Annotated in this window: 26 protein-coding genes; 21 read left to right on the top strand and 5 right to left on the bottom strand. The window is 69.9% G+C overall.

Going from position 1 to position 26,421, the window contains the following annotated elements; all coding sequences use genetic code 11:
- The first annotated feature begins 26 nt into the window (after positions 1-26).
- From KBO27_RS21030 to KBO27_RS21010, 5 genes are all read left to right on the top strand, one after another.
- A complete protein-coding gene (locus KBO27_RS21030) occupies positions 27-698 on the top strand; it encodes an HAD family hydrolase (protein ID WP_307870528.1) in 672 nt (223 codons plus the stop codon).
- A complete protein-coding gene (locus tag KBO27_RS21025) occupies positions 695-1,639 on the top strand; it encodes a homoserine dehydrogenase (protein WP_210971601.1) in 945 nt (314 codons plus the stop codon). Before KBO27_RS21030 ends, KBO27_RS21025 begins: the two co-directional genes overlap by 4 nt.
- A gap of 74 nt (positions 1,640-1,713) precedes the next feature.
- Positions 1,714-1,977: a phosphoribosyl-ATP diphosphatase gene (locus KBO27_RS21020; protein WP_132622409.1), complete on the top strand. Its 264-nt coding sequence runs from the start codon at positions 1,714-1,716 to the stop codon at positions 1,975-1,977.
- A gap of 32 nt (positions 1,978-2,009) precedes the next feature.
- Positions 2,010-2,858 carry an ATP phosphoribosyltransferase gene (gene hisG, locus KBO27_RS21015; RefSeq protein WP_210971600.1) on the top strand — a complete coding sequence of 283 codons (849 nt, stop codon included), beginning with the start codon at positions 2,010-2,012 and terminating at the stop codon, positions 2,856-2,858.
- A 226-nt stretch (positions 2,859-3,084) separates the two neighbouring features.
- Positions 3,085-3,930 (top strand): VOC family protein, encoded by an 846-nt coding sequence (locus KBO27_RS21010; RefSeq protein WP_210971599.1) that lies wholly within the window; start codon positions 3,085-3,087, stop codon positions 3,928-3,930.
- 209 nt (positions 3,931-4,139) lie between these two features.
- Here the strand turns inward: KBO27_RS21010 and KBO27_RS21005 are convergent, their stop codons facing one another.
- Positions 4,140-5,021, bottom strand: coding sequence for a RecB family exonuclease (locus KBO27_RS21005; RefSeq protein ID WP_210971598.1), 882 nt, complete (start codon positions 5,019-5,021; stop codon positions 4,140-4,142).
- Between the two features lie 133 nt (positions 5,022-5,154).
- Between KBO27_RS21005 and KBO27_RS21000 the strand changes: the two genes are divergently transcribed.
- On the top strand, positions 5,155-6,294 hold the full coding sequence (locus tag KBO27_RS21000; RefSeq protein WP_210971597.1) for a site-2 protease family protein: 1,140 nt from the start codon (positions 5,155-5,157) through the stop codon (positions 6,292-6,294).
- Positions 6,295-6,368: 74 nt separating this feature from the next.
- A complete protein-coding gene (locus tag KBO27_RS20995) occupies positions 6,369-7,202 on the top strand; it encodes a tRNA (adenine-N1)-methyltransferase (RefSeq protein WP_207920185.1) in 834 nt (277 codons plus the stop codon).
- A 93-nt stretch (positions 7,203-7,295) separates the two neighbouring features.
- Here KBO27_RS20995 and KBO27_RS20990 read toward each other — a convergent pair whose 3' ends face one another.
- A complete protein-coding gene (locus KBO27_RS20990) occupies positions 7,296-8,018 on the bottom strand; it encodes a hypothetical protein (RefSeq protein WP_210971596.1) in 723 nt (240 codons plus the stop codon).
- 48 nt (positions 8,019-8,066) lie between these two features.
- A complete protein-coding gene (locus KBO27_RS20985; protein WP_210971595.1) occupies positions 8,067-8,765 on the bottom strand; it encodes an Rv0361 family membrane protein in 699 nt (232 codons plus the stop codon).
- A 523-nt stretch (positions 8,766-9,288) separates the two neighbouring features.
- Between KBO27_RS20985 and arc the strand changes: the two genes are divergently transcribed.
- The gene (arc, locus tag KBO27_RS20980; protein ID WP_210971594.1) at positions 9,289-11,079 is read left to right on the top strand and encodes a proteasome ATPase; all 1,791 of its coding nucleotides are present in this window, start codon (positions 9,289-9,291) and stop codon (positions 11,077-11,079) included.
- 120 nt (positions 11,080-11,199) lie between these two features.
- Positions 11,200-12,150, top strand: coding sequence for an aldo/keto reductase (locus KBO27_RS20975; RefSeq protein ID WP_210971593.1), 951 nt, complete (start codon positions 11,200-11,202; stop codon positions 12,148-12,150).
- 7 nt (positions 12,151-12,157) lie between these two features.
- Here KBO27_RS20975 and KBO27_RS20970 read toward each other — a convergent pair whose 3' ends face one another.
- The gene (locus KBO27_RS20970; protein WP_246537685.1) at positions 12,158-12,670 is read right to left on the bottom strand and encodes an NUDIX hydrolase; all 513 of its coding nucleotides are present in this window, start codon (positions 12,668-12,670) and stop codon (positions 12,158-12,160) included.
- 111 nt (positions 12,671-12,781) lie between these two features.
- On the opposite strand from KBO27_RS20970, the gene dop reads away from it, so the two are divergent.
- The 5 genes from dop (at position 12,782) to pafA (ending at position 18,030) form a co-directional block, all read left to right on the top strand.
- Complete coding sequence (gene dop, locus KBO27_RS20965) at positions 12,782-14,281, top strand: depupylase/deamidase Dop (protein ID WP_210971592.1); 1,500 nt, start codon at positions 12,782-12,784, stop codon at positions 14,279-14,281.
- A gap of 157 nt (positions 14,282-14,438) precedes the next feature.
- Positions 14,439-14,630 (top strand): ubiquitin-like protein Pup, encoded by a 192-nt coding sequence (locus KBO27_RS20960; protein ID WP_132622389.1) that lies wholly within the window; start codon positions 14,439-14,441, stop codon positions 14,628-14,630.
- A 154-nt stretch (positions 14,631-14,784) separates the two neighbouring features.
- Positions 14,785-15,630: a proteasome subunit beta gene (gene prcB / locus KBO27_RS20955; RefSeq protein WP_210971738.1), complete on the top strand. Its 846-nt coding sequence runs from the start codon at positions 14,785-14,787 to the stop codon at positions 15,628-15,630.
- A gap of 58 nt (positions 15,631-15,688) precedes the next feature.
- Positions 15,689-16,432: a proteasome subunit alpha gene (prcA, locus tag KBO27_RS20950; protein WP_210971591.1), complete on the top strand. Its 744-nt coding sequence runs from the start codon at positions 15,689-15,691 to the stop codon at positions 16,430-16,432.
- Between the two features lie 239 nt (positions 16,433-16,671).
- On the top strand, positions 16,672-18,030 hold the full coding sequence (gene pafA / locus KBO27_RS20945; RefSeq protein WP_132673758.1) for a Pup--protein ligase: 1,359 nt from the start codon (positions 16,672-16,674) through the stop codon (positions 18,028-18,030).
- Positions 18,031-18,093: 63 nt separating this feature from the next.
- Here the strand turns inward: pafA and KBO27_RS20940 are convergent, their stop codons facing one another.
- Entirely contained in the window at positions 18,094-18,789 is a 696-nt protein-coding gene (locus KBO27_RS20940; protein ID WP_210971590.1) for an SDR family oxidoreductase, read from the bottom strand.
- A gap of 156 nt (positions 18,790-18,945) precedes the next feature.
- Here KBO27_RS20940 and KBO27_RS20935 point away from each other — a divergent pair, with 156 nt between their 5' ends.
- The 7 genes from KBO27_RS20935 to KBO27_RS20905 all read left to right on the top strand — a co-directional run bounded on the left by KBO27_RS20935 (position 18,946) and on the right by KBO27_RS20905 (position 26,412).
- On the top strand, positions 18,946-19,923 hold the full coding sequence (locus KBO27_RS20935; RefSeq protein ID WP_132673756.1) for a helix-turn-helix transcriptional regulator: 978 nt from the start codon (positions 18,946-18,948) through the stop codon (positions 19,921-19,923).
- Positions 19,920-20,888: a helix-turn-helix transcriptional regulator gene (locus KBO27_RS20930; RefSeq protein ID WP_210971589.1), complete on the top strand. Its 969-nt coding sequence runs from the start codon at positions 19,920-19,922 to the stop codon at positions 20,886-20,888. The genes KBO27_RS20935 and KBO27_RS20930 overlap by 4 nt, the downstream gene beginning before the upstream one ends.
- A 19-nt stretch (positions 20,889-20,907) precedes the next feature.
- Positions 20,908-21,108 (top strand): bacteriophage holin, encoded by a 201-nt coding sequence (locus tag KBO27_RS20925; RefSeq protein ID WP_132673754.1) that lies wholly within the window; start codon positions 20,908-20,910, stop codon positions 21,106-21,108.
- A gap of 86 nt (positions 21,109-21,194) precedes the next feature.
- Positions 21,195-21,467, top strand: a complete 273-nt coding sequence (gene tatA, locus KBO27_RS20920; protein WP_093417273.1) for a Sec-independent protein translocase subunit TatA — start codon at positions 21,195-21,197, stop codon at positions 21,465-21,467.
- A gap of 20 nt (positions 21,468-21,487) precedes the next feature.
- A complete protein-coding gene (gene tatC / locus KBO27_RS20915) occupies positions 21,488-22,441 on the top strand; it encodes a twin-arginine translocase subunit TatC (RefSeq protein ID WP_307870527.1) in 954 nt (317 codons plus the stop codon).
- A 59-nt stretch (positions 22,442-22,500) separates the two neighbouring features.
- A complete protein-coding gene (locus KBO27_RS20910; RefSeq protein WP_210971588.1) occupies positions 22,501-23,394 on the top strand; it encodes a diacylglycerol/lipid kinase family protein in 894 nt (297 codons plus the stop codon).
- Between the two features lie 207 nt (positions 23,395-23,601).
- Positions 23,602-26,412, top strand: a complete 2,811-nt coding sequence (locus tag KBO27_RS20905) for a DEAD/DEAH box helicase (protein ID WP_210971587.1) — start codon at positions 23,602-23,604, stop codon at positions 26,410-26,412.
- Positions 26,413-26,421: the final 9 nt, after the last annotated feature.

Below are 26,421 nucleotides of genomic sequence, written 5' to 3'. Positions count from 1 at the left end.
TCCACCTCATTGAACGGAGTGTTCGCGTGGCTCAGCCCGCCGCCGTGCTGTTCGACATGGACGGCACGCTCGTCGATTCCGAGAAGCTCTGGACCATCGCGCTCGACGACTACGCGGCGCATCGAGGCGGGAGCCTCTCGCAGCAGACCCGCGAGGACATGGTCGGCTCCAACATGACCCGCAGCATGCGCCTGCTGCTCGTCGACCTGGGCCTGCCGGACGGGAACTCCGAGATCGCCGGTGCCGCCAGCTGGGTCGCGCGCCGCATGACCGAGCTGTTCGGCGAGGGCCTGCCCTGGCGGCCGGGAGCCGAGGAGGCGCTGCGCCGCGCCAAGGAGCTGGGGCTGCGCACCGCGCTGGTGACCTCCACGATCCGCCCGCTCACCGACCTCGCGCTGGACACCCTGGGGCACGACTCCTTCGACGTCACCGTCTGCGGAGACGAGGTCGAGGGCAAGAACAAGCCCGATCCCGAGCCGTACCTCAAGGCCGCTCGCCTGCTCGGCGTCGACCCCGCCGACTGCGTCGCGGTCGAGGACTCGCCCACCGGCGTGGCCTCCGCCGAGGCCGCTGGCTGCGCGGTGCTGGCGATCCCGTGCGAGGTGCCGCTGACGCCCGGTCCTCGCCGCACGCTGCGCGACTCGCTGGCCGATGTCGACATCGCAGCGCTGGGCGAGCTGCTCGCACCGGCCGCGTGAGCGGACCGGTCCCGATCGTGCTGGCCGGCCACGGGCCGGTCGGCCGGGCCTACGCCGACCTCGTCGCCGAGCGCGGGCGGCAGCACGGCCTGGACCTGCAGGTGGTGGCCGTGCGCGGCCGGGAACGCCAGCGCGAAGCGGGGGAGTGGGGACCGCTCACCGACCTGCCCGAGCTGCTGGAGCGCACCGGCGCGCGGGTGTTCGCCCAGGCCGTGCCCTCCGACGGCGACGGCCGCGCGGCCCGGGAGGCGCTGCAGGCGCTGAACGCGGGTGCCCACGTGGTCACCGCGACCAAGTCGCACCTGCTCACGCACTGGAACGAGCTCGCCGCAGCGGCCGACGCCGCCGGTCGGTCGGTGCGCGTCTCGGGCGCCACCGGCGCCGCGATGCCCGCCGGTGACCTGGCGCGATCGGTGCTGCGAGGCTTCGACGTGCGCGCGGTCTCCGGCTGCGTGAACGGCACCGCCACCTTCGTCCTCGACCGGCTCGCCGACGGCGCGGACCTGGACGGCGCCGTCGCCGAGGCGCAGCGCGCGGGCATCGCCGAGGCCGACCCGAGCAACGACCTCTCCGGGGGCGACGCGGCGACCAAGCTGCGGCTGCTCAGCGCCCTGCTGTGGGGCTGGGACCCGGCCGGCATCCGGGTCCCAGCCGAGCCGATCGCCCCTCCGCTGCCATCCGTTCCCGCAGGTCACCGGCTGCGGCAGGTCGCCGGCGCGGTGCGCGACGAGCCCGGCGTGGTCCGGGTGGCGTTGACGCCCGAACCGGAGACCTCCGCTCTGGGCGCGCTGCGAGGGCCCGAGAAGGCGGTGCGCTACGACTGCGGTGACGCCGGCCAGGTCGTGGTCTCCGGAGGCCGCTCCAGCCCGCACGGGGCCGGCCTTGCGATGATCAAGGACACGCTCGGCGCGGTCCTGGAAGCCACCACCGGCTTCCGCTGATCGGCCGTGATCGAGCCCGCAAACGGACGGGTCCGATGTGAACCCGCCCAGGACGGATGCAAGGATCGAGGACTGTGAAGACCTTCGACGAGTTGTTCGCCGAGCTGCAGGAACGTGCCCGGACCCGCCCCGAGGGCTCCTCGACGGTGGCCGCGCTCGAATCCGGTGTGCACGCCCAGGGCAAGAAGGTCCTGGAGGAGGCCGGCGAAGTCTGGCTGGCCGCTGAGCACGAGTCCGATGAGGAACTCGCCGAGGAGATCTCGCAGCTGCTCTACCGGCTGCAGGTCATCATGCTGGGTCGCGGACTGTCCCTAGAGGACGTCTACCGCTACCTGTAGATCAACACCCGAACACGAGGAGAACAGGTTCAATGCTGCGCGTTGCAGTGCCCAACAAGGGCACGCTTGCCGGTCCCGCGTCCGAGATGCTCGCGGAAGCCGGGTACCGGCAGCGCCATGAGCAGCGGGACCTGACCGTGATCGACAACGCCAACGAGGTCGAGTTCTTCTTCCTCCGGCCCAAGGACATCGCCATCTACGTCGGCTCCGGCGAGCTCGACCTCGGCCTGACCGGCCGCGACCTGGCGCTGGACTCCGGGGCTCCGGTCGACGAGCGGCTGGCGCTGGGCTTCGGCGGATCGACCTTCCGCTACGCGGCCCCGGCCGACGCCGGTGAGTGGACCGTGGCCGACCTGCAGGGCAAGCGGATCGCCACCTCGTACCCGCGGCTGGTCTCCGACGACCTGGCCCGGTACGGGGTGACGGCCGAGGTGATCCGGCTGGACGGGGCGGTGGAGATCTCGATCCAGCTCGGCGTCGCCGACGCGATCGCCGACGTCGTCGGCTCGGGCCGCACCCTGCGCCAGCACGGCCTGGTGGCCTTCGGCGACCCGATCTGCAAGTCCGAGGCCGTGGTCCTCGAGCGCCGCGACTCCGACCAGGTGCAGGCGAAGAACCAGCTGATCGCGCGGCTGCAGGGCGTGGTGTTCGCGCAGCAGTACGTGATGCTGGACTACAACTGCCCGAAGGACCTGCTCGACGACGCCACGAAGATGACCCCGGGCCTGGAGTCGCCGACCATGGCACCGCTGGCGGATGAGCGGTGGGTCGCGGTCCGCGCCATGGTCTCCCGCAAGGACGCCCCGGCGATCATGGACCGCCTCGCGGCCGTGGGGGCGAAGGCGATCCTGTCCTCGGACATCCGGGCCTGCCGCCTCTGACGGACCGTTCTGCTCCGAACCCCGATCGCGGACGGTTCGGACCAGAACCGCACCCCTGGTGCTCCATTCGGGCGAACCGTTCTCCCGATCGTGTTCACCTCGCCCGCGCCGAGAGAGGCTGGGCGAGGTGAGCGCGAGTTCGTCCGGCGCCTCCACGGTTGTCACACCTGCGGGGTAGTTTCGAACGTGACGATCTTGGACGACGCCCATGGGGGTTGGCACGCATATGGCAGTAGTGGTCCCGGGGAAGACGCCTCCGCAGTGGCAGCTCTACGCAGGCATGCCCTGCTGGATCGAGCTGATCACCACCAACCTGGACAGGGCGCGGGAGTTCTACGCGAACCTGTTCGACTGGGAGTACGAGACCCACTCCGACCCGGCTTCCGGGGAGCACGTCATCGCCTTGCGCGACGGGTTCCCGGTGGCGAGCCTGCGCGCGGCCTCCGGTGACCAGTCGATGTGGCGGATCTACCTCGCGGCCGCCGACTGCGCCGAGAAGGTCGCCGAGGCCGAGCAGCACGGCGCGGTGCAGACCGTCCCGCTGAACTCGGTTCCCCAGGTGGGCCGCAAGGCCGTCATGGTCGGTCCCTCCGACGCCGAGTTCGGGCTGCTGGAGCCGGAGGAGTCCTGGCAGTTCGACGTCGGTCTGCCGGGCACCCTGATGTGGGCCGAGCTGGTCACCATCAAGGCGCAGACCGCCGACAACTTCTTCCAGGAGCTCTTCGGCTACACCGCGGAGCAGTTCGGCACCGAGCACCGCTCGGACTACTCGGTCTGGTACCTGGGCGACGAATCGGTGCTGGCGCGGGTCAGCATGATCCGCGACTTCATCACCGAGTCCACGCACCCGCACTGGCTGCTGTACCTGGGCGTCGACGCCGAGATCGGCACGGACGAACTGGTCCGCACCGCCATCGCCAACGGCGGTCGCGTCCGCGTCGACCCGTACGACTCCAGCATCGGCCGCATGGCCGTGCTGCGGGACCCCACCGGCGCTCGCTTCGCGGTCATCGACCCGAGCCAAGCAGGCGACTTCGGCACCGCGGCCAATTACGACCCTTACGAGGATTGATCTCTTTTTGCTCAGCGGTGCGGGTAGCGGAACCTCAGACGCCTTCTGGCTCCGGGATCCGCGACTGATGTATGACCAATACACGGCGCTGCGGCTGTCCTCACCAGAAGACGTCTGAGAACCCGCGGCGGTGCAAGTTGCTCAGGTGGTGAAAGAGGAAACGACTTCGTCGCTTGCCTGACGCTCGTTCCGCTGTGGGGCAGGGCCTGTCAGTCCGTTCGGTCCAGGATGGACTCCTCGTTGGTGGCGGGGTCTTCCGGCCAGCCCGGGTAGGGCGGCGGGGTTCCGCCGAACGCCGGGCAGAGGGCTTTGTGATCGCAGTAGTCGCAGAGCTTGCTCGGATTCGGCCGGAAGTCCCCGGTCTTGCCCGCGCGCAGGATCGCCTGCCAGATCGCCTCGAGAGTCCGCTCGAAGCGGCGCAACTCGTCCTCGTCGGGGGAGTAGGCGAGCTTCTGCTTGTTCGCCAGGTACATCAGCAGCAGCTGGCGGGGGATCTCGCCGCGCAACCGCCACAGCACCAAGGCGTAGAACTTCATCTGGAACATCGCCTTGGCTTCGCCGATCTCGCGCGGCGCGTTGCCTGTCTTGTAGTCCACCAAGCGGATCTCACCGGTCGGCGCGACGTCGACCCGGTCGATGAAGCCGCGCAGCAGCACGCCCGAGGGGAGCTCGGTCTCGACCCGCAGCTCGCACGCCTCCGGCTGCAACCGCTGCGGGTCCTCCATCTCGAAGTAGGCGTCGAGCAGCCCGCTCGCGGACTTCAGCCACTTGGCCAGCTCCGGGTCGTCCGGGCCTTCGAAGAGCTCGGCCAGCTCCGGCTGCTCGGCGAGGATCTCCTCCCACGCCGGCGTCAGCAGGTCCCCGGCCTTCTGCCGGTCGCGCTGCTCGGTGGGCAGGCCGTAGAGCCGCTCCAGCACCGAGTGCACCACCGTGCCGCGCACCTGCGCGCGCGTGGCCTTCTCCGGCAGCCGGTCCACCGCGCGGAAGCGGTAGAGCAGCGGGCACTGCTTGAAATCCCCGGCCCGCGACGGCGAAAGCGCCGGGCGCCGGCGGGTCGCCTGCTCGGGTTCCTGCTGCGCGGTCTCAGCCATGAGCACTGACCCTAACGAAACCCCCTGACAGGAGATCGGCACGGGAGGGGCGTGGTCGCGAAATCCGCGAGAACTCCGATCGCTCCACCCGGGCGTAACAGCCCTCTTACCTCCGACCTACTACCCTTCGCACATGCCGCCGACCGCTTCCTCGCCCGTCCGGCCCAGGCTCAACGACGGGGGGCTGCTGTTGTGCCGGGTGGCCGGCGTTCCGGTGCTGCTGTCCACCTCGTGGTGGCTCGGCGCCGCGCTCATCGTGCTGCTCTACACGCCGATGGTGGGCCGCATCCTGCCGGGCGCCGGGGTGTGGGAGAGCGCCGTGCTGGCGGCGGTGTTCACGGTGCTGCTCGCGGCGTCGGTGCTGCTGCACGAACTCGGCCACTGCATCGTCGCCCTGCGGATGGGACTGCCGGTGCGCCGCGTGCGGCTGTTCCTGCTCGGCGGGCTCTCCGAGATCTCCCGCACGCCGCCCAAGCCCGCCCAGGAAGGGCTGATCGCCGCTGCCGGACCGGCGGTGTCGCTGGTGCTGGCGGGCGCGACCGGCATCGCCTGGTACGCCATGACGCCGGGCGGCGCGATCTGGCTGCTGGTCGCCCAGACCTGCGTGGCCAACCTGGCCGTCGGCGTGTTCAACCTGCTGCCGGGCCTGCCGCTGGACGGCGGTCGGATGCTGCGCGCGCTGCTGTGGCGGATCACCGGTCGCCGCGTCGCGGGCACCACCGCCGGTGTCGTCGGTGCCGGAGCCGTCGCCGTCGCACTGCTGGTCTACGCGCTGATGGGGTTGTTCAGCGGAGCCGACGACCAGTGGCTGCGGCTCGGCGTGTGCGTGCTGATGGCCTGGTTCGTCGTGGCCGGGGCCAGCGCCGAGCACCAGGCGGAGCAGCGCCGCCGGTGGCCCAGCGGCCTGGAGCTGTCGGACCTGGTGCGCCCGGTGCTGCAGCTGCCCGCCGAGAGCCCGGTCGCCGACGCGCTGATGGCCGCCGCGGGACGTGGCGTCGTGCTGGTCCGCGCCGACGGCATCGCGGTCGGCCTGCTCGACCAGACCGCCGCCGAGCGGCTGGCCACGCATGCCCCGCACGAACCCGCCGAGCGCGCCGCGGAGCCGGTCGAGGCGGACACGATCCTGCTGGACAGCGAGTCGCCGGACGCGGTGCTGGAGCGGGTCCAGACGGTGCTCGCCTGGCAGTTCCTGGTGATCGACGAGGAGGGCAGGCCCAGCGGAGTCCTCCGCCGCGAGGACCTGCGCTCGGCACTGCGCTCCCGCCGGGGGTAGAGGCCTGCCCATCTGCGACGATGGTTCGCCGTGCATCGAGCACGTCAGGCGAGCGTGGAGAAGGTAGGCAGCACTTGAGCAGCACCGTCAGCGGTGAGTTCCAGCCCGGCGACCGGGTCCAGTTGACCGACCCCAAGGGGCGCAAGTACACGGTCGTGCTGGAAGCGGGAGGGGAGTACCACACCCACCGCGGCGCGCTCGCGCACGACGACCTGATCGGGCAGCCGGAGGGCTCGGTCGTGGTCTCCGCGGGCGGCACGTCGTTCCTGGCGCTGCGCCCGCTGCTGGCCGACTACGTGCTGTCCATGCCGCGCGGAGCCCAGGTCATCTACCCGAAGGACGCCGCCCAGATCCTGATGTGGGGCGACATCCGGCCGGGCGCGAAGGTGCTGGAGGCCGGTGCCGGTTCCGGCGCGCTGAGCTGCTCGCTGCTGCGCGCGGTCGGCCCGGAGGGCAGTGTCACCTCCTACGAGGTGCGCGAGGACCACCACGAGCACGCCGAGCGCAACGTCAAGCGCTTCTTCGGCGAGATCCCGGAGAACTGGGACCTGCGGCTCGGCGACCTCCTGGAGTACGACGGCGAGCCCGTCGACCGGATCGTGCTGGACATGCTCGCACCCTGGGACGTGCTGGAGCTGGTCAAGGAGAAGCTCAACCCCGGCGGCGTGCTGATCGTCTACGTGGCCACCACGACCCAGCTCTCCCGCGTCACCGAGGCGATCCGCGAGCAGCAGAACTGGACCGAGCCGCAGGCATGGGAGACGCTGCTGCGCCCCTGGCACGTGGTCGGCATGGCCGTCCGCCCCGAGCACCGCATGGTCGCCCACACGGCGTTCCTGCTCACCAGCCGCCGCCTCGCCGACGGCGTCACCCCACCGCGCGTCCAACGCCGCCCCAGCAAGGGCTGACACGACGGAGAACGGGCCCGTACCGAACTTCCGGTACGGGCCCGTTCTCGTGTCTCTCCGGTCAGAAGACCCTGCTCACCACCGAGCGCGCGGTCAGCAGAGCTTCCACTCGCCGCCCTCGACGATCAGGTCGTTCGTCTCGTTGATCGGGAGATCCCGATCAACCGTCCGCCCCATGACCTCCATGTGGAGGGACATCGTGCCGTTGAACTGCGCGGTGGCGGTGTCATCGCCGTTGTCGATGACCTGGCCGAGGGTGAACTTCATCTCCAAGCTGTCGAGCATCTTCTGGATGTCCGCATCGGAGGCGCCCATCTTCTTGAGCTGGTCGAACTGGGAGCCCTTGCCCTCCATCATGTCGACCATGTCCTGCAGCTTCCTGCTGGACTTGTCGCAGGTGAGGCTCTGCACCCCGGCGAAGTCCTTGGCGTTCATCATGTCCACGGCCTGCTGCGCGACGGGTCGAGGATCGCCCGGGCCGCCGGTGAAGGCGAGGACGAGGGCGATGATCACGCCGATGACGACGAGGCCGCCGACGCCGCCGAGGATCCACGGCAGCGGGGACTTCTTCTTGGGCGGCTGACCGCCGTAGCCGGGCTGGCCGTACGGGCTCGGGTACGGCTGCTGCGGGTATCCCGCTTGCGGCTGCTGCGGGTACTGCTGGCCCCCGCTGGGCGGGTAGGCGCCGCCGGGCTGCTGCGGGTACTGCTGCCCGCCGCTCGGCGGGAACTGCCCGCCGGGTTGCTGCGGGTACTGGCCACCGGGCTGCTGCCCCCATCCGCCCTGGCCGGGCGGCTGCTGCGGTGGGTACGTCACTGGTGTTCCCCCTGAATCTTTTCTGTTGTTCCCCTCGATGCGCCCCGGCTACTGGCCGAGGTCGCAGACCTTCCACTCGCCGTTCTCGACGACGAGGCCCATCGTCTGGTCCACCGGCTGGGACGCCCCGTCGGCCTCGTAGGTTCCGGTCAGATCCGCCGAAGCCTTGTCACCGTTGCGGGTGACCTCCCCGAGGCGGACGTCGAACTTCCACTGCTTGAGTTGGCCGATGGCGCTGTCGAGCTGGGCCTTGTTGGACTCGCAGAACAGCTCGCCGACGGTGCCGAAGTCGCCCGCGTTGACCTTGGCCACGACCTCCTGGGCCACCGGACGCGGTTCGCCCGGGCCGCTGCCGAGCCAGAAGTAGACGCCGACGCCCGCTCCGGCGAGCACCAGCACGGCCGCGACGATCCCGAGGACGACCGGCAGCTTCGACTTCTGCGGTGCGGGCGGTTCGACATCGCCGAAGCCGCCGGGCTCCTTCAGCCACGAACCGGGGCCGAACTCGCTGCCCCACTGCGGTGGCATCGGTTGACCGGGCTGCGGCGGCTGCGCGGGCTGCGGCTGACCCGGGTGCATCTGGCCGGGTTGTCCCTGCTCCGGGCCCTGCTGGCCCCAACCGGTGTGCTGGTTGCCGTACCAGTTGGGCTGCTGCTGCGGGGCGCCGGAAGGCTGAGGGGGGAATCCGTTCCCCGTGGGTTGCTGCCCCCACCCGCCCTGTCCAGGCTGCTGCGGCGGATAGGTCATGGACTCCTCCCAGGAGTGTTCCTGCGGCATTCGACGCCGGTTGTGCGCTAGCGGCGGTAAGTAGACCAGAGCCTTTGGGCCCGCGAGTGCGGAGTATCCGGATTACAACCTCCGCATCCGCCTCGGCGGAGTCCGGAATGTCCGGACGCCCGGAGTTGTTCCAAATGATGGGAGAAGTGCGGAGGCTCCGGACCGAAAATGCCACCCGGTTGCCGGAGTCGTTAACCCGGATGATCGCAGAGCGCACACGAGCGCTGTGGCGCAACGGAAAAACCCGTGGTCGCGGTGTTTCCGCAGGGGTGCCGGAAGGTTGTCCGGGAGTATCGAACGGACCATGATCGACAACCCACCGTATCCGCCCCGACCAGCCAGGATGCAACGCGCCGGGAACAAACGTCTTTAGACCGTGTGTATTCGGAGATTTCTGTGGCACGCTGGGCGATCCGGCGGACACCTCACGACGCCGCCGTCGTCGGTGATCGCCGGTACCGTGGTGGTACGAGCACGGGAGGAGGGTGCCGATATGCAGCACGACCGTCCCGGCAGCCGGCCTGAGGAGGGCGACGGCGAGCAGGGTGCGGGCTCCGCGGAGCTCCGCAGCCAGATCCGTCTTCTCGAAGACGAGGTCGCACTGCTTCGCCGCAGGCTCAACGAGTCTCCTCAACAGGCGCGCCTGCTGGAAAAGCGGCTGGCCGAGGCATCCGAGAGAGTGAGCCAGCTCACCGAACGGAACGCCAAACTCACCGAGACCCTGAAGGAAGCGCGGGGCCAGCTGATGGCACTGCGCGAGGAGGTCGACCGCCTCGCCCAGCCCCCGAGCGGGTACGGCGTGTTCCTGCACGCCTACGAGGACAGCACGGTCGACGTGTTCACCTCCGGTCGCAAGATGCGGGTGGCGGTGTCGCCGAACGTCGAGGCCGGGGACCTGCGGTTGGGGCAGTCGGTGCGCCTCAACGAGGCCCTCACGGTGGTCGAGGCGGGTGCGTTCGAGCAGACCGGTGAGGTGTGCACCTTCCGGGAGGTCCTGTCCTACGCCGAGGGCGAGAGCCCGCGCGCGCTGGTGATGGGGCACACCGACGAGGAACGCGTCGTGTGGCTGACCGAACCTCTGGCCGACTCCGGGCTGAAGGCCGGCGATTCGCTGCTGGTCGACAGCAAGGCCGGCTACGCCTACGACGTGGTGCCCAAGGCCGAGGTCGAGGACCTCACCCTCGAGGAGGTGCCGGACGTCGGCTACCGCGACATCGGTGGCCTCGCCGGGCAGATCGAGCAGATCCGCGACGCCGTGGAGCTGCCGTTCCTGCACTCCGACCTCTACGTGCAGTACCAGCTGCGCCCGCCCAAGGGCGTCCTGCTCTACGGGCCACCGGGCTGCGGGAAGACGCTCATCGCCAAGGCGGTGGCGAATTCCCTGGCCAAGAAGGTGGCCGCGGCGCGAGGTGACGACGATGGTCAGGCGAAGTCCTACTTCCTGAACATCAAGGGCCCCGAGCTGCTCAACAAGTTCGTCGGCGAGACCGAACGGCACATCCGGATGATCTTCCAGCGCGCTCGGGAGAAGGCCTCCGAGGGCACGCCGGTGATCGTGTTCTTCGACGAGATGGACTCGATCTTCCGGACCCGCGGCAGCGGTGTGTCCTCCGACGTGGAGACCACCATCGTCCCGCAGCTGCTGAGCGAGATCGACGGTGTGGAAGGCCTGGAGAACGTCATCGTCATCGGTGCCTCCAACCGCGAGGACATGATCGACCCGGCGATCCTGCGCCCCGGCCGGCTCGACGTGAAGATCAAGATCGAGCGTCCGGACGCCGAATCGGCCAAGGACATCTTCTCCAAGTACCTCACCACCGAACTGCCGATCCATGAGGAGGACCTCAAGGAGTTCGGCGGCGACAACGCCGCGTGCCTGGACGCGATGATCCAGGCCACGGTGGAGCGGATGTACGCCGAAACCGACGAGAACCGGTTCCTGGAGGTCACCTACGCCAACGGTGACAAGGAGGTCCTGTACTTCAAGGACTTCAACTCCGGCGCGATGATCCAGAACATCGTGGACAGGGCCAAGAAGGCGGCGATCAAGTCGGTGCTGGAGACCAACCAGCCGGGCCTGCGGGTGCAGCACCTGCAGGACGCCATCATCGACGAGTTCGCCGAGAACGAGGACCTGCCCAACACCACCAACCCGGACGACTGGGCCCGCATCTCCGGCAAGAAGGGCGAGCGGATCGTCTACATCCGCACCCTGGTCAGCGGGAAGAACCAGGAATCCGGCCGAGCGATCGACACCGCGACGAACACCGGCCAGTACCTGTAGCTCAGGTGCCGCGCTCGCACGCGTGGTCGAACGACGGTGATTCGGGGCCGCCATCCCTCCTTCCGGGATGGCGGCCCCGAGCTCGTGCGGGCGGCCCTGCGGCGGGATACGTTGCAGGGCATGATCCCCGCGCAGAACCCGGTGCAGCGGCTGGGACTCGGGCTGGCCGCGCTGGGCCGGCCCGCTTACATCAACGTCGGCCGCGCCGACGTGCTGCCCCAGCAGCGCACGGCCCAGGCGATGAAGGAGCGCACCCGCTCCGTCCTGGACGCCGCCTACGCCCACGGCATCCGATGGGTCGACACCGCCCGCTCCTACGGCAGCGCCGAGCAGTTCCTGGCCGACTGGCTGGGGGAGCGGGGCCACGAGGACGTCACCGTCTCCAGCAAGTGGGGCTACGCCTACGTCGCCGAGTGGCGCATCGAGACCGAGGTCCACGAGGTCAAGGAGCACTCGCTGGAGCGCCTGCGCACCCAGTGGGCGGAGACCCGCACGCTGCTGGGCGATCGCATCGACCTCTACCAGGTTCACTCGCTGACCGGTGACAGCCCGCTGTTCGAGGACCTGGAGCTGCAGCACGAGCTGGCGCGCATCCGCGACGCCGGCGTGCGGCTCGGCTTCTCCACCAGCGGTGCCGCGCAGCCCGAGGCCATCGAGCGGGCGTGGGAGCTGGAGATCGGCGGGACGCAGCTGTTCAGCGCCGTGCAGTCCACCTGGAACACCGCCGAGCCCTCGGTCGGCCGCACCCTCAACGAGGTGCACACCGGCGGGTGGCGGGTGCTGCTCAAGGAGACCATGGCCAACGGCCGGCTGGCGCTGAAACCGCCGGACGAGTTCGCCGCCATCGCCTCCCGCCACGGCGTCGGGCCGGACGCCATCGCGGTCGCCCACGCCCTGGCCCAGCCGTGGGCGGACGTGGTGCTGCTCGGCCCGGCCAGCGTCGAGCAGCTGGAGACCAACCTCGCGGCGCTGCGCGTCGAGCTCGACGACCACGACCTGGCCACGCTCAAGTCACTCGCCACCGACGCGGCGACCTACTGGGGCGAGCGCTCCCAGCTGCCGTGGCACTGAGCGCCGCTCAGGTGCGCGCAGCGCGCTCCCGCAGCCACCGCCGCGTGAACTGACGGCCGTCGGGCACGAAGGGCCACAGCGGGTCGTCGAGGCGCTCGCGCAGCTCGGTGACGGGCATCCACCAGCCCTCGGCGACCTCCTCGGGCTGGTGCACCACGGGTCCGTCCCAGCGCGCCTGGAACACGAAACCGTGGTACCGGACGGTGTTCTGCTCGAAGACCTCGCGGAACAGGAACTCCGGTTCGGTGCGCACCCCGAGCTCCTCGGCCAGCTCCCGGCGGGCGGCGTCGAACGGGTCCTCGCCGGCGACGACCACGCCTCCGGCGGTGCAGTCGTGCAGGCCCGGGTAGACGTCCTTGGTGTCGGTGCGGCGGTGCACGTAGATGCGCTTCTCATCGCCGGAGAGCAGCAGCGCGGAAGTCGCCGCGTGCCACAGCCCCCTCGCGCGCATCTCGCTCCGCGACGCCCGGCCCACGACACGCCCGGCCGCGTCGTACAGCGCGACCTGCTCCTCACCCATGCCCACACCACGATCGTGCCACCCGGTCGGCGCAACGCCGAAAGGCACGATCGGCGAACCTGTGGCTTCAAGCACTCTGCTCCGTCGCCGATACCCCGTACTCTGCGAGGTATGCGGCGGATCATGGGAACCGAGGTGGAGTACGGCATCGTCGTGCCTGGCGATTCCAGCGCCAATCCGGTGCTGACCTCCACCCACATCGTGCTTGCGTACGCGGCGGCGGCCGAGATCCCGAGAGCCAGACGGGCTCGCTGGGACTACGAGGTCGAGTCGCCGCTGCGCGATGCGCGCGGGTTCGACCTGAGCTCGGCGGCGCAGCAGTCCAACGGTTCGGACGGCGACGACCTCGGCGCGGCCAACGTCATCCTCACCAACGGCGCACGCCTCTACGTCGACCACGCGCACCCCGAGTACTCCGCGCCCGAGGTCACCAACCCGCGCGACGCGGTCATCTGGGACAAGGCCGGCGAACGCGTGATGGAGGAGGCGGCGTTGCGCGCGGCCAGCGTGCCCGGCACCGCGCCCATACAGCTCTACAAGAACAACGTCGACGGCAAGGGCGCCAGCTACGGCACGCACGAGAACTACCTGATGGCCCGCAACACCCCGTTCACCTCGGTGATCGGCGGCCTGACGCCGTTCTTCGCCTCCCGGCAGGTGATGTGCGGGTCCGGCCGGGTCGGCATCGGCCAGTCGGGTGAGAAGCCCGGATTCCAGCTCTCCCAGCGCTCGGACTACATCGAGGTCGAGGTCGGGCTGGAGACCACCCTCAAGCGCGGCATCATCAACACCCGCGACGAACCGCACGCCGACGCCGACAAGTACCGGCGGCTGCACGTCATCATCGGCGACGCCAACCTCGCCGAGACCTCGACCTACCTCAAGCTCGGCACTGCTGCGCTGGTGCTGGACATGATCGAGGGCGGACTGCGGTTCGACGACCTCAAGCTGGCCGACCCGGTGCAGGCGGTGCACCTGATCAGCCACGACCCCACCCTCAAGCAGTCCGTGGAGCTCGCCGACGGCCGCCGGTTCACCGGATTGGACCTCCAGCGCGCCTACCACGAGCGGGCCTCGGAGTTCCTCGACGCCAACGGTGCCGAGCGGGCCTCGCGCGACGTGCTCAACACCTGGGGCGAGGTGCTCGACATGCTCGGCAAGGACCCCATGTCCTGCGCCGACAGGCTCGACTGGCCGGCCAAGCTGCGGCTGATGGAGAGCTACCGCAGCCGCGACGGGCTGGGCTGGGCCTCGCCCCGGCTGCACATGATCGACCTGCAGTACTCCGACGTGCGGCTGGACAAGGGCCTCTACAACCGGCTGGTCACCCGGGGTTCGATGAAACGCCTGGTCAGCGAGGAAGAGGTGCAGGAAGCCGTCGCCACCCCGCCGGAGGACACCCGCGCCTACTTCCGCGGACGCTGCCTGGAGCGCTACCCGTCGGAGGTCGCCGCCGCGTCCTGGGACTCGGTCATCTTCGACCTCGGCCGGGAATCCCTGGTGCGCATCCCGACGTTGGAACCGCTGCGCGGCACCAAGGCCCACGTCGGCGCCCTGCTGGAAGCCAGCAACAGCGCCGAGGAACTGGTCGACTCGCTGACGAAGGGGTGACCCGCTACGACCGCGTTTCGCGCACGTCAGGTAGTCGGAAAGATCGTCAAAGACGCCCAGCTGGGCGTGGGCGAACGAGTGGTCGGATAGGTAGTGTTCAAGGCAGGACACCCCCGATTCCGGGGGAGTTCGGGACTTCAACCCACCGGGAGGCGAGATGTCTCAGGAGAAGGCTCAGCGGCAGGGCGGCGGCGACGGCGAGGAAGAGAACGAACCGGAGGCCGCCGGTCAGGAACGTCGCGAAAAGCTCGGCGAGGACGTCGACGCCATCCTTGACGAGATCGACGACGTCCTGGAGGAGAACGCCGAGGACTTCGTGCGCGCCTACGTGCAGAAGGGCGGCCAGTAGGCCCCCGGCCGCCGGTGCGCCCTGGCGGTGATCGAAGCGAGAACCGGTCACCGGGCCGGAGAAACACCGGCCCGGTGCCGCTCGCTGCGCACTCGATCATGACTAAAGTGCATCCTGTCGCAGGAGTCCTGTGAGAACGGAGACGATGTCGCTGATGGACCAGAGCTCGGCCCAGTTCCCCGGGCAGGCGCTTCCCGCCGCCTACTTGACCCCCGGATCCTCGTCGTTCACCGACTTCCTCCAAGCCGCCGCACCAGAACTGCTGCCGGGCGGGCGCAAGGTGCCCGAAGGCACGGTGCAGGCGCCGCACGGCACCACCATCGTCGCGGTCACCTTCCGCGGCGGCGTGCTGCTGGCGGGTGACCGCCGGGCGACGATGGGCAACGTCATCGCGCAGCGGGACATGGAGAAGCTCTTCGTCACCGACGCCTACTCGGCGGTGGGCATCGCCGGGACGGCCGGTGTCGCGCAGGAACTCGTGAAGCTCTACGCGGTCGAGCTGGAGCACTACGAGAAGCTCGAAGGCATCTCTCTGTCGCTGGACGGCAAGTCCAACAAGCTGGCCACGATGCTGCGGGGCAACCTGTCCGCGGCCATGCAGGGGCTGGCGGTCGTGCCGCTGTTCGCCGGTTACGACACCGACGCCGAAGACCCCGACCGCGCAGGCCGGATCGTGTCCTACGACGTCGTCGGCGGTCGCTACAACGAGGCCGGCGGCTACCACGCGGTCGGTTCCGGCTCGCAGTTCGCCAAGTCGGCGCTGAAGAAGCGCTTCGACCCGGACGCCGACCTGGACACCGCCGCGCGCGCCGCGGTGGAGGCGCTCTACGACGCGGCGGACGACGACAGCGCCACCGGTGGCCCGGACGTGTCCCGGCGGATCTACCCGTCGGTCATCACCATCACCGCGGCCGAGGGCGCGGTGCGTCTGACCGAGGAGCAGACCTCCGAGATCGCCACCGCCGTGGTCAACGGACGCCTGGAGAACCCGGGCGGCTGACCAGCGCCGTCCCACGATCCCGCCTGCCACAGCGAGCAGATTCAGGAGTGCAGAAGCCGTGACGATGCCGTTCTACACCTCCCCCGAGCAGTTGATGCGGGAGCGTTCCGAGCTGGCCCGCAAGGGCATCGCCCGGGGCCGCAGCGTGGTGGTGCTCAAGTACGCCGGTGGGGTGCTGTTCGTCGCCGAGAACCCGTCTCCGACCTTGCACAAGGTCTCCGAGATCTACGACCGCATCGGCTTCGCCGCGGTGGGCCGCTACAGCGAGTTCGAGGCGCTGCGGGTCGCCGGCGTGCGCATCGCCGACGTGCGCGGTTACTCCTACGACCGGCGTGACGTGACCGGGCGGTCGCTGGCCAACACCTACGCCCAGCACCTGGGCGCGATCTTCACCGAGCAGATCAAGCCGTTCGAGGTCGAGATCTGCGTGGCGGAGGTCGGTGCGACCGCCGAGTCGGACCAGCTGTACCGGCTCACCTACGACGGGTCCATCGTGGACGAGCCGCAGTACGTCGTGATGGGCGGTCAGGCTGACACCATCACCAGCTCGCTGAAGGATTCCTTCAGCGATGGAATGGAATTGGGCGACGCCATCCGGGTCGCCGTCAAGGGACTTTCGTCCAGTGGGGACTCCGCGCGGGAACTGGGCACCAAGGCCCTGGAGGTCGCGGTCCTCGACCGCGCCCGTCCCAACCGGACGTTCCGCCGCATCCAGGGCGCCGCGCTGACCGCCCTGCTGCCGGCGTCGACTGAGGACTCCGACAAGTCCGAGGACGGCGAGGAAACCCCGTCCGGCAAGTGACCCGGCCGAGCTCATCGCTCCCGCACCCGCCTCGGGTGCGGGAGCGATGTCGTTCGCGGTGGGACGGGCGGCCCACATCCCGGGAAATCGTACGGATGTACGGCGATTCCGGCTGCTCCGTGCGGGGGCGTGCGCAACGGGGTGAGTGACGGCCTGCTACCAAAATCAGCCGAACTCATTTCGACAGTTGCCCGAACGGCGGACCGCCGCGAGGGCGGTTTTGCGCCTAGTGTGGAGACATGCAGAGGCGGATCTTCGGCATCGAAACCGAGTTCGGGGTCACCTGCACGTTCCACGGGCAGCGCAGACTGTCCCCGGACGAGGTGGCCAGGTACCTGTTCCGGCGGGTCGTGTCGTGGGGAAGGTCGTCGAACGTCTTCCTGCGCAACGGTGCCCGCCTCTACCTCGACGTGGGTTCTCACCCCGAGTACGCCACGGCCGAGTGCGACGACCTCACGCAGCTGGTCACGCACGACAAGGCCGGTGAGCGCATCCTCGAAGACCTGCTCATCGATGCCGAACGCCGGCTCTCCGACGAGGGCATCGGCGGGGACATCTTCCTGTTCAAGAACAACACCGACTCAGCGGGCAACTCCTACGGCTGCCACGAGAACTACCTGGTCGGACGCTCCGGCGAGTTCTCCCGCATCGCCGACGTGCTGCTGCCGTTCCTGGTGACGCGCCAGCTCATCTGCGGTGCCGGGAAGGTCCTGCAGACCCCGCGCGGAGCGGTGTACTGCCTGTCCCAGCGCGCCGAGCACATCTGGGAGGGCGTCTCCAGCGCCACCACCCGGTCCCGGCCGATCATCAACACCCGCGACGAGCCGCACGCCGACGCCGAGCGCTACCGGCGGCTGCACGTCATCGTCGGTGACTCCAACATGTCCGAGGTGACCACCCTGCTCAAGGTCGGGGCGGCCAACCTGGTGCTGGAGATGGTCGAGCAGGGCGTGCAGTTCCGGGACTTCAGCCTGGACAACCCGATCCGGGCGATCCGCGAGATCAGCCACGACCTCACCGGGCGCCGCACGGTGCGGCTGGCGGGCGGCCGGGAGGCCTCGGCCCTGGACATCCAGCGCGAGTACCACAGCCGGGCCGTCGACCACGTCGCGCGGCGCGGTTCGGACCCGATGTCCGAGCGCATCCTGGAGCTGTGGGGCCGCACCCTCGACGCCGTCGAGCAGGAGGACTACTCGCTGATCGACCGCGAGGTCGACTGGGCGATCAAGCTCCGCCTGCTGGAGCGCTACCGCAACAAGCACGGTCTGGAGCTGTCCAGCCCGCGCATCGCGCAGCTCGACCTCGCCTACCACGACATCCGGCGCGGGCGCGGGCTGTTCGACATGCTGCAGCGCAAGGACCTGGTGGACCGGGCGACCGAGGACGGCGAGATCGAGGCCGCCAAGGACACCCCGCCGCAGAGCACCCGCGCCAAGCTGCGCGGTGACTTCATCGCCGCTGCTCAGGCCGCGGGGCGGGACTTCACCGTCGACTGGGTGCACCTCAAGCTCAACGATCAGGCCCAGCGGACCGTGCTGTGCAAGGACCCGTTCCGGGCGGTCGACGAGCGGGTCGAGCGGCTGATCAACTCGCTGTAGCGCCGTTCGACTCCCGCACGAACCGGGTGGCGCTGCGGCCGGGCCGCAGCGCCGCTCCCGGCTTCAGCTGTGGGGCGCCTGGCCGGTCGGGCGGATCGTCAGTTCGTTGACGTCGACCGTTGCCGGTTGCGCCAGGGCGTAGAGGATGCCCCGGGCGATGTCCTCCGGGGCCAGCTTCGGGACGTCCGTCCGGTCCGCGGTCATGTCCGTCTCGACCATGCCCGGTTGCACGAGGGTGACCCTGACCCCGGTGCCCACGCACTCCGCCCGGATGTTCTGCGCCATGCCGGTGACCGCCCACTTGGTGGCCGAGTAGAGGTTGCCCGGGCGGATCCCGCGACCGGCGTTGGAGCCGGTGAGCACGAGGTGGCCCCTGCTGCGCACCAGCGCGGGCAGGGCGGCGCGGGCGGTGATCGCCGCGCCGTAGACGTTGGTGAGCACCATGTCGCGCCACTGCTCGGGTTCGGCGCCGTCGTTGCCGAGGAACGAGGTCGGCACGCTCATCCCGGCGTTGGCCAGGACGGCGTCCACACCGCCGTAGCGCTGCTCGGTCGTGGCGACGGCGTCGGCCAGGCTGGTGTGGTCGGTGACGTCGCAGGGCAGTGCCACGGCGGTGTCCGAAACCAGTTCCTCGACCAGGCCGGACAGGGCGTCGGTGTCGCGTGCCAGCAGGGCCAGCCGGTAGCCCTGGGCGGCGGCGAGGCGGGCGGTGGCGGCGCCGATGCCGCGCGAGGCACCGGTGATCATCAGAGCAGGCATGTCCTCAGGGTAGGAACGCGAACGCTTCGTGAACGACTTTCGCATCGACGATGAGTTCAGTGCCGGCCGAAATCGGCGGTCGATCGAATGGGTGTTCTGCGACGACACGCCGGTACCCGAACTCATGATCGAATACTTTGGCGCTAGAGTTTCGGAGTGGCCACTGTGCGTGCTGAACGCTTGGTGAACTTGGTGCTCTGCCTGCTGTCGACCCGTCAGTACCTCACCGCAGAGCGGATCCGTCATATCGTCGCGGGGTACGCCGACGCGCCCTCCGACGAGGCGTTCTTCCGGACCTTCGAGCGGGACAAGGCCGAGCTGCGAGACCTGGGGATCCCGCTGGAAACCGGCCGCAACTCGGCCTTCGACAGCGCCGACGGCTACCGCATCGCCCGGCGCGATTACGAGCTCGGCGACATCGACCTCGAACCCGACGAAGCCGCCGCCGTCGCGCTGGCCGTCCGGCTGTGGGACTCCCCGGAGTTCACCTCCGCCGCCCAGGGCGCGCTGCTCAAGCTCCGCGCCGCCGGTGTCGACGTGGACGAACGCGCCTCGGCCGCGGTCGAGCCGAAGGTGCGCACCAGCGAACCCGCGTTCGGCACGCTGCACTCGGCCGTGCAGTCCGGCCGCGTCGTGGAGTTCGACTACCGGCGTCCCAGCAGCGCCGAGGTCCGGCACCGCACCGTCGAGCCGTGGGGCGTGGTGTCCTGGCGCGGACGCTGGTACGTCGTGGGCCACGACCGCGACCGGCAGGCGCCGCGCTGCTTCCGGCTCTCCCGCATCCAGGGGCCGGTCAGCGCCGTCGGCAAGAGCGGGGTCGTGCAGCGGCCGCAGGAGGTCGACCTGCTGCGGATGGTCGCGGGCGAGCAGCGGGAGCCACCGCCGCCGACGCCGTCCCGCGTGTGGGTCGCCGACGGTCGCGCGCACGGCGTGCGGCGCATCGGCAAGGTCGTCGAGCGCAGGGAGCTCGACGGCGATCCCGGCGAGGTGCTGGAGCTGGACGTGAAGTACCCGGAGTCCGCGGCGAGCTGGCTCGCCGGGTACGGGCCCGACGTCGCCGTCCTGCAGCCGGACACCCTGCGCAAGGCGGTCAACGAGATCCACCTGGACGCGGCGGGGGAGGGACGGCGATGACCAGCGCGACGCAACGCCTGCCCAGGCTGCTGGCCCTGGTTCCCTACCTGCTCAGCCGCCCCGGCATCCCCATCGCCGACGCCGCCACCGACTTCGGGGTCACCCCGCAGCAGCTGCGCAAGGACCTGGAGCTGCTGTGGATGTGCGGGCTGCCCGGCTACGGGCCCGGCGATCTGATCGACCTGTCCTTCGACAGCGACTCGATCACCGTCACCTACGACGCCGGCATGCGGCGACCGCTGCGGCTGACCGCCTCCGAGGCGACGTCGCTGCTGGTGGCGCTGCGAGCGCTCGCCGACACCCCGGGCGTTCCCGACTCCGACGCGGTGCAGCGCACGCTGGCGAAGGTGGAGAGCGCGGTCGGCCAGGCCCGCCCGTCCGGGGTGGTGATCGGTCTCGGCGCGGAGGACTCGGTCGACCCGGAGGTGCGCCGAACGGTCCAATCCGCCGTCACCGGCGGCAAAGCGTTGCGCATCCGTTACTACACGGCATCGCGCGACGAGATCAGCGAGCGAACGGTCGACCCGATGCGGTTGCTGCTGGTCGACGGCCGCAGCTACCTGGAGGCCTGGTGCCGCAGCGCGCACGGCGTCCGGATGTTCCGGCTGGACCGCATCGATGCCGCTCAGCGGCTCGACGAGCCCGCCGAGCCGCCGTCCGAAGCCGAGCCGACCGACGTTTCCGCAGGTCTGTTCCAACCCGCGCCCGACCAGCGGGTGGCCGAGATCGAACTGGAGCCGGACGCCCGGTGGGTCGCCGAGTACTACCAGGTCGACGAGGTCGACGAGCTCCCCGGCGGCCGGGCCCGGGTGCGGATGCGCTACGCCGACAGCGCGTGGATGACCAGGCTGCTGCTCGGCCTCGGCGGCCAGGTGACGGTGCTCAGCCCCGAGGAGTTGGGGGGTGACGTGCGTCAACGAGCCCATGCCGCGTTGAGGCGGACCCGTCACCTTCCGTCCACCTGAGCCCGATACGGTGAACAACGTGCCGTTCGTGTGGACTCTCGTGCTGCTGGCCGTAGGCCTCGTCCTGCTGGTGTTCCTGCTGGTCAGGACCTTGATGGAGGTGCGTCGCTTTCGACGCGTGCAGCGGGGGGCGGCCCACGATCTCGCTGACCGCAGCGGAATGGTCAAAGCGCGTGCAGCGGGCCTCAAGGTGGCGCTCTCGCAGCGCCGTCGCGGTTGACGAGAAGCAGAAACGGCCCTATTTGCCGACCCCTGCCCCGCGTACCATTGGCGCCTAGCAGGGACATCACGAAAGGTTGTGTACGGATGGGTTTGCCAGGTGGCTGGGAGCTGGTCCTCATCGTCTTGGTTCTGGTGCTGCTCTTCGGCGCCACCAAGCTCCCGCAGATGGCCCGTTCTCTGGGGCAGTCCGCTCGGGTGTTCAAGGCTGAGGCGCGAGGCATGAAGGCCGACGAAGAGGCCGCGAAGAAGGCTCAGTCGGAGAAGGAGCAGAAGCCGGAGCTGACGGCCGGTGAGCCGAGCACTCCGCCGGCGACCTCGCCGGTCGAGGACAAGCAGCAGAACGAACAGAAGAACTGACTGAGGACGGGGCTAGCGAAGTGGGTGACAGTCCACTGCGTCGCCTGAACCCGTTCCGCAATGATCGCCGTCGGTGGGGACGCAGGCACAACCCCGACGGCACCATGACGATCATCGATCACCTCTTCGAGCTGCGTTACCGGCTCGGGGTGGCGATGACGGCAGTGGTCATCGGAGCCATCCTCGGGTTCATCTGGTTTTCCACCGCGCCGTTCGGCTGGCCGACGCTCGGTGACATCTTGCTCGGGCCGTACTGCGCGCTCCCCGTGGAGCAGCGGCTCAGCCCGAACGGGACCTGCCAGCTGTTGCAGACCGAGCCTTTCGAGATCTTCATGCTGCGCATGAAGGTGGGTCTGTCGGTCGGCGCGATCCTGTTCAGCCCGGTGTGGCTGTACCAGCTGTGGGCGTTCATCACGCCCGGTCTCTACACCAAGGAGCGCAAGTTCGCCCGGACCTTCGTGTTCTTCGCGACGATCCTGTTCGTCGCGGGCGCGGTCCTGGCGTACTTCATCGTTCCCGAGGCGCTGAGCTTCATGGCGGGCTTCGGCGGCGAGGCGTTCTTCACCGCGCTCACCGGTGGCAAGTACATCAACTTCATGCTGCTGCTGCTGGTGATCTTCGGCGTGAGCTTCGAGCTCCCGCTGATCCTGGTGATGCTCAACCGCGCCGGTGTCGTCACCTACGAGAAGCTGCGCAGGTGGTGGCGGGGGCTGGTGTTCGCGCTGTTCGTGTTCGCCGCGATCGCCACGCCCGGGCAGGACCCCTTCTCGATGCTGGCGCTGTCGGCGGCGCTGTCGCTGCTGTTCTTGTTGGCTGCGCTGATCTGCCGTTCGCACGACCGGCGCAAGGCCAAGAAGATGGAGGCCGAGGGCCTGACCGGCGTTGGCCTCGACGAGGCGTCCGAGGTCGATCCGTTCGCGTCCAAGCTGGACACGACACCGTCGGCACCGCAGAAGCACGACGACATCACCTGACGGTCACAACCCGTCGAACCCTGGCCAACGGGGACGCAAGTGGGATTAGATGCATCCTCATGCGTTGCGTCCTGGTGATCAACCCCGCGGCCGGTGGTGGTCTTCCCGCGAAGGTGGTCGGTGAACTCACCGACCACCTTCGCGCTGTGTGCGAGGTGCGGACGGTCATCGCCACCGACACGTCCGGCACCGAAACCGCCGTGCGGCGCGCGGTGGAGGACCAGGCCGACGTGCTGGCCGTGGTCGGCGGTGACGGTATCGCGCACCTGGCCGTGCAGGCGTGCGCCGAGTCGTCGACCTCGCTGGCGATCATCCCCGCGGGCACCGGCAACGACCTCGCCCGGAGCCTGGGCATCCCGCGCGAGCCGGTGGCGGCCGCGCGCGCTGCGGCCAAGGCCATCTCCGCCGGTGCGCGGCGGCGCATCGACCTCGGCAAGATCGCGGGCACCGGGTGGTTCGCGACGGTGCTGTGCGCCGGCTTCGACGCGAAGGTCAACGCCAGGGCGAACCGGATGCGCTGGCCGCGGGGTCAACGCCGCTACGACTTCGCGCTGCTGCGGGAGCTGCTGGGGCTGCGGGCCAGGCCGGTGCGGTTGGAGACCGAGCGCGGAGTCCTCGACGTCGAGGCCACGCTCATCGCGGTGGGCAACACCGGTTGGTACGGCGGCGGCATCCCGATCTGCCCCGATGCGCTGGACGACGACGGTCTGTTCGACGTGACCGTGGTCGGCCGGGTGCCGCGCCGGGAGCTGGTGCGGATCCTGCCGAGGCTGCGCACCGGACGCCACGTCGACCACCCGGCGGTGACGACGCTGCGCGCCAAGTCGGTCCGCTTGGGCGGGGAGAACGGCTGGCTGGCCTACGCCGACGGTGAACCCCAGGCCCGGTTGCCCCTGACGATCCGCTGCACGCCGGGTGCGCTCAGCGTGGCGTGTGGCGCACAGCACGTGTGAACATCCGGCTCCTCCCGGCTTGCGCGGCGGTGCTGGTACGAGGCCTGCTGGGATCCGTCGCGCGGCGTCGCGGCGCACTGGCCAGGTGGGAAGGCGCCGCGCTGCGAGCGGTGGCGGTGACCGGCGGCTCGCGGCATCGCGGCTGGCAGGAGGCTCCGAAGCGAGCGTTGTGAGACACCGGTCGGGGTGATGTGAAAACCTTGGTACGTGGCTGCCAGCCGTTCCAACCCGACCAAGCTCTCGCCGGCCGACGCGTACTCGGCGCATTCCCGCCGCAGTGCCCATCCGAAACTGGCCGAGTTCATCGCGGAGCTGTCCTTCGAACTAGACCCCTTCCAGCTCACCGGATGTCAGGCGCTGGAGGCCGGGAGGAGCGTGCTGGTGTGCGCGCCGACCGGTGCGGGCAAGACCGTGGTGGGCGAGTTCGCCGTGCACCTGGCGCTGTCGGAGGGGCGCCGCTGCTTCTACACCACGCCGATCAAGGCGTTGTCGAACCAGAAGTTCGCCGACCTGTGCGAGCGGTACGGCAACGACGCGGTGGGTCTGCTGACCGGCGACACCTCGATCAACGGCGACGCGCAGGTGGTCGTGATGACGACCGAGGTGCTGCGCAACATGCTCTACGCCGGTTCGCGCGGGCTGGACCAGCTCGGTTACGTGGTGATGGACGAGGTCCACTACCTGGCCGACCGGTTCCGGGGCGCGGTGTGGGAGGAAGTGATCCTGCACCTGCCGGACTACGTGCAGCTCGCGAGCCTGTCCGCGACGGTCAGCAACGCCGAGGAGTTCGGCGAGTGGCTGCAGGAGGTGCGCGGGGAGACCACGGTCGTGGTGGACGAGCACCGGCCGGTGCCGCTGTGGCAGCACATGCAGGTCGGGCCGCGGATGTTCGACCTGTTCGGCGGTGAGACCGATGACCACGAGCTGACGATGAACCCCCAGCTGCTGCGGCACACCCAGCAGCTGGCGCGCACCCACATGCCCTACGGGGGCCGCCGCGGTGGCCCGCCGAACAAGCGCAAGGGGCCGCGTCCGCCCCGGTTCTCGCCGCCGTCCCGGCTGGAGATGCTGACCAGCCTCGACGCCGCGGGGCTGCTGCCGGCGATCGTGTTCATCTTCAGCCGCAACGGCTGCGATCAGGCGGTGGCGCAGTGCGTGCGGGCCGGGTTGCGCCTGACCGCCGAGTCCGAGGTCGAGGAGATCCGCGAGGTCATCGACGAGCGGACCAGGAACCTGCCCGACGCCGACCTGGGCGTGCTCGGCTTCTGGGAGTGGCGGGAGGCGTTGGAGCGGGGCGTGGCCGCGCACCACGCCGGGCTGCTGCCGGCGTTCAAGGAGACCGTCGAGGAGCTGTTCGTGCGCGGCCTGGTCAAGGCCGTGTTCGCGACCGAGACGCTGGCGCTGGGCATCAACATGCCCGCCCGCACGGTGGTGCTGGAACGCCTGGTGAAGTTCAACGGCGAGTCGCACGTGGACCTCAGCCCGGGTGAGTACACGCAGCTCACCGGTCGTGCCGGGCGGCGCGGCATCGACATCGAGGGCCACGCGGTGGTGGTCTGGCAGCCGGGCGTGGACCCCAAGCAGGTGGCGGGTCTGGCCTCGACGCGCACCTACCCGCTGCGCTCGTCGTTCCGGCCCGGCTACAACATGGCGGTCAACCTGGTGCAGCGCGTCGGTCAGGACTCGGCCCGGGACCTGCTGGAGCAGTCGTTCGCGCAGTTCCAGGCCGACCGGTCGGTGGTGGGCCTCTCGCGCCGGGTCGATCGCAACGCCGAGGCCCTGACGGGCTACACCGAGGCGATGGAGTGCCACCTGGGCGACTTCGCCGAGTACTTCGACCTGCGGCGCCGGATCTCCGAGCGGGAGAAGGCGCTGGCCAGGCAGAACCGGCAGTCGCGGCGCGCCGAGGCGGCCAAATCGCTGGAGAAGCTGCGCAAGGGCGATGTGATCTCGGTGCCGGCCGGGCGCCGGTCCGGGCTGGCGGTGGTGATCGACCCGGGTCTGGAGCCGATGGGCGAGCCGCGTCCGCTGGTGGTGACCGAGGATCGCTGGTCGGGACGCCTGTCGGTCGCCGACTTCACCTCGCCGGTGGAGGCGCTGGGCAAGCTCAAGCTGCCCAAGCACGTCGACACCCGCTCGCCGAAGTCCCGCCGGGACCTGGCGTCGTCGCTGCGCAGCACGGGGTTGAGCTCCTCGGGCGGGCGCGGCCGGAAGCGCTCGGACGCCACCGACGACGCCGAGCTGGCGAGCCTGCGGCGGGCGTTGAAGGCGCACCCGTGCCACGGCTGCGACGAGCGGGAGGCGCACGCCCGCTGGGCGGAGCGCTACGAGCGGCTGCGCGGTGAGAACGAGAACCTGCGTCGCAAGGTCAACAGCACCACGCACTCGCTGGCCCGCTCGTTCGACCGGATCGTGGCGCTGCTGACCGAGCGGGACTACCTGCCCGCCCCGGACGGCAAGCCCGGTGACGACGTCGACGAGGTGGAGACGCAGGCGGGGCAGGTCACCGAGCACGGTCGGCGGCTGTCCAGGCTCTACAGCGAGTCCGATCTGCTGGCCGCCGAGTGCCTGCGGGTGGGGACCTGGAACGGGCTCGGCCCGGCCGAGCTGGCGGCGGTGGTGTCCTCGTTGGTCTACGAGTCGCGGCGGGAGGGGCCTGCTCCGCAGGTCCCGGCCGGGCCGATCACCGACGCGCTGACCTCGACCTGGCAGTTGTGGGCGGAGCTGGAGGACGACGAGCGTCGTCACAAGCTCGACCGCACCCGCGAGCCCGATGCGGGGTTCGCCTGGCCGGTGTTCCGGTGGGCGCGCGGTGAGTCGCTGGAGAAGGTGCTCACCGCCGCCGAGTCCGCCGGTAACGAGCTCTCGGCAGGCGACTTCGTGCGCTGGTGCCGCCAGGTGATCGACCTGCTGGACCAGATCCGCGACGTGATGGGCACCAAGGACCCGGTCGGCTCGGCGGCGGCGAAGGCCGTGACCGCGATCCGCCGGGGCGTGGTGGCCGCCGGTGGTGTGTGACCCGGCTGT

This window comes from Saccharopolyspora endophytica, from assembly GCF_018070075.1.
GTDB lineage: Bacteria > Actinomycetota > Actinomycetes > Mycobacteriales > Pseudonocardiaceae > Saccharopolyspora > Saccharopolyspora endophytica.
The sequence above is the reverse complement of the archived record's forward strand: the minus strand, read 5'-3'. Positions and strand labels throughout refer to the sequence as shown.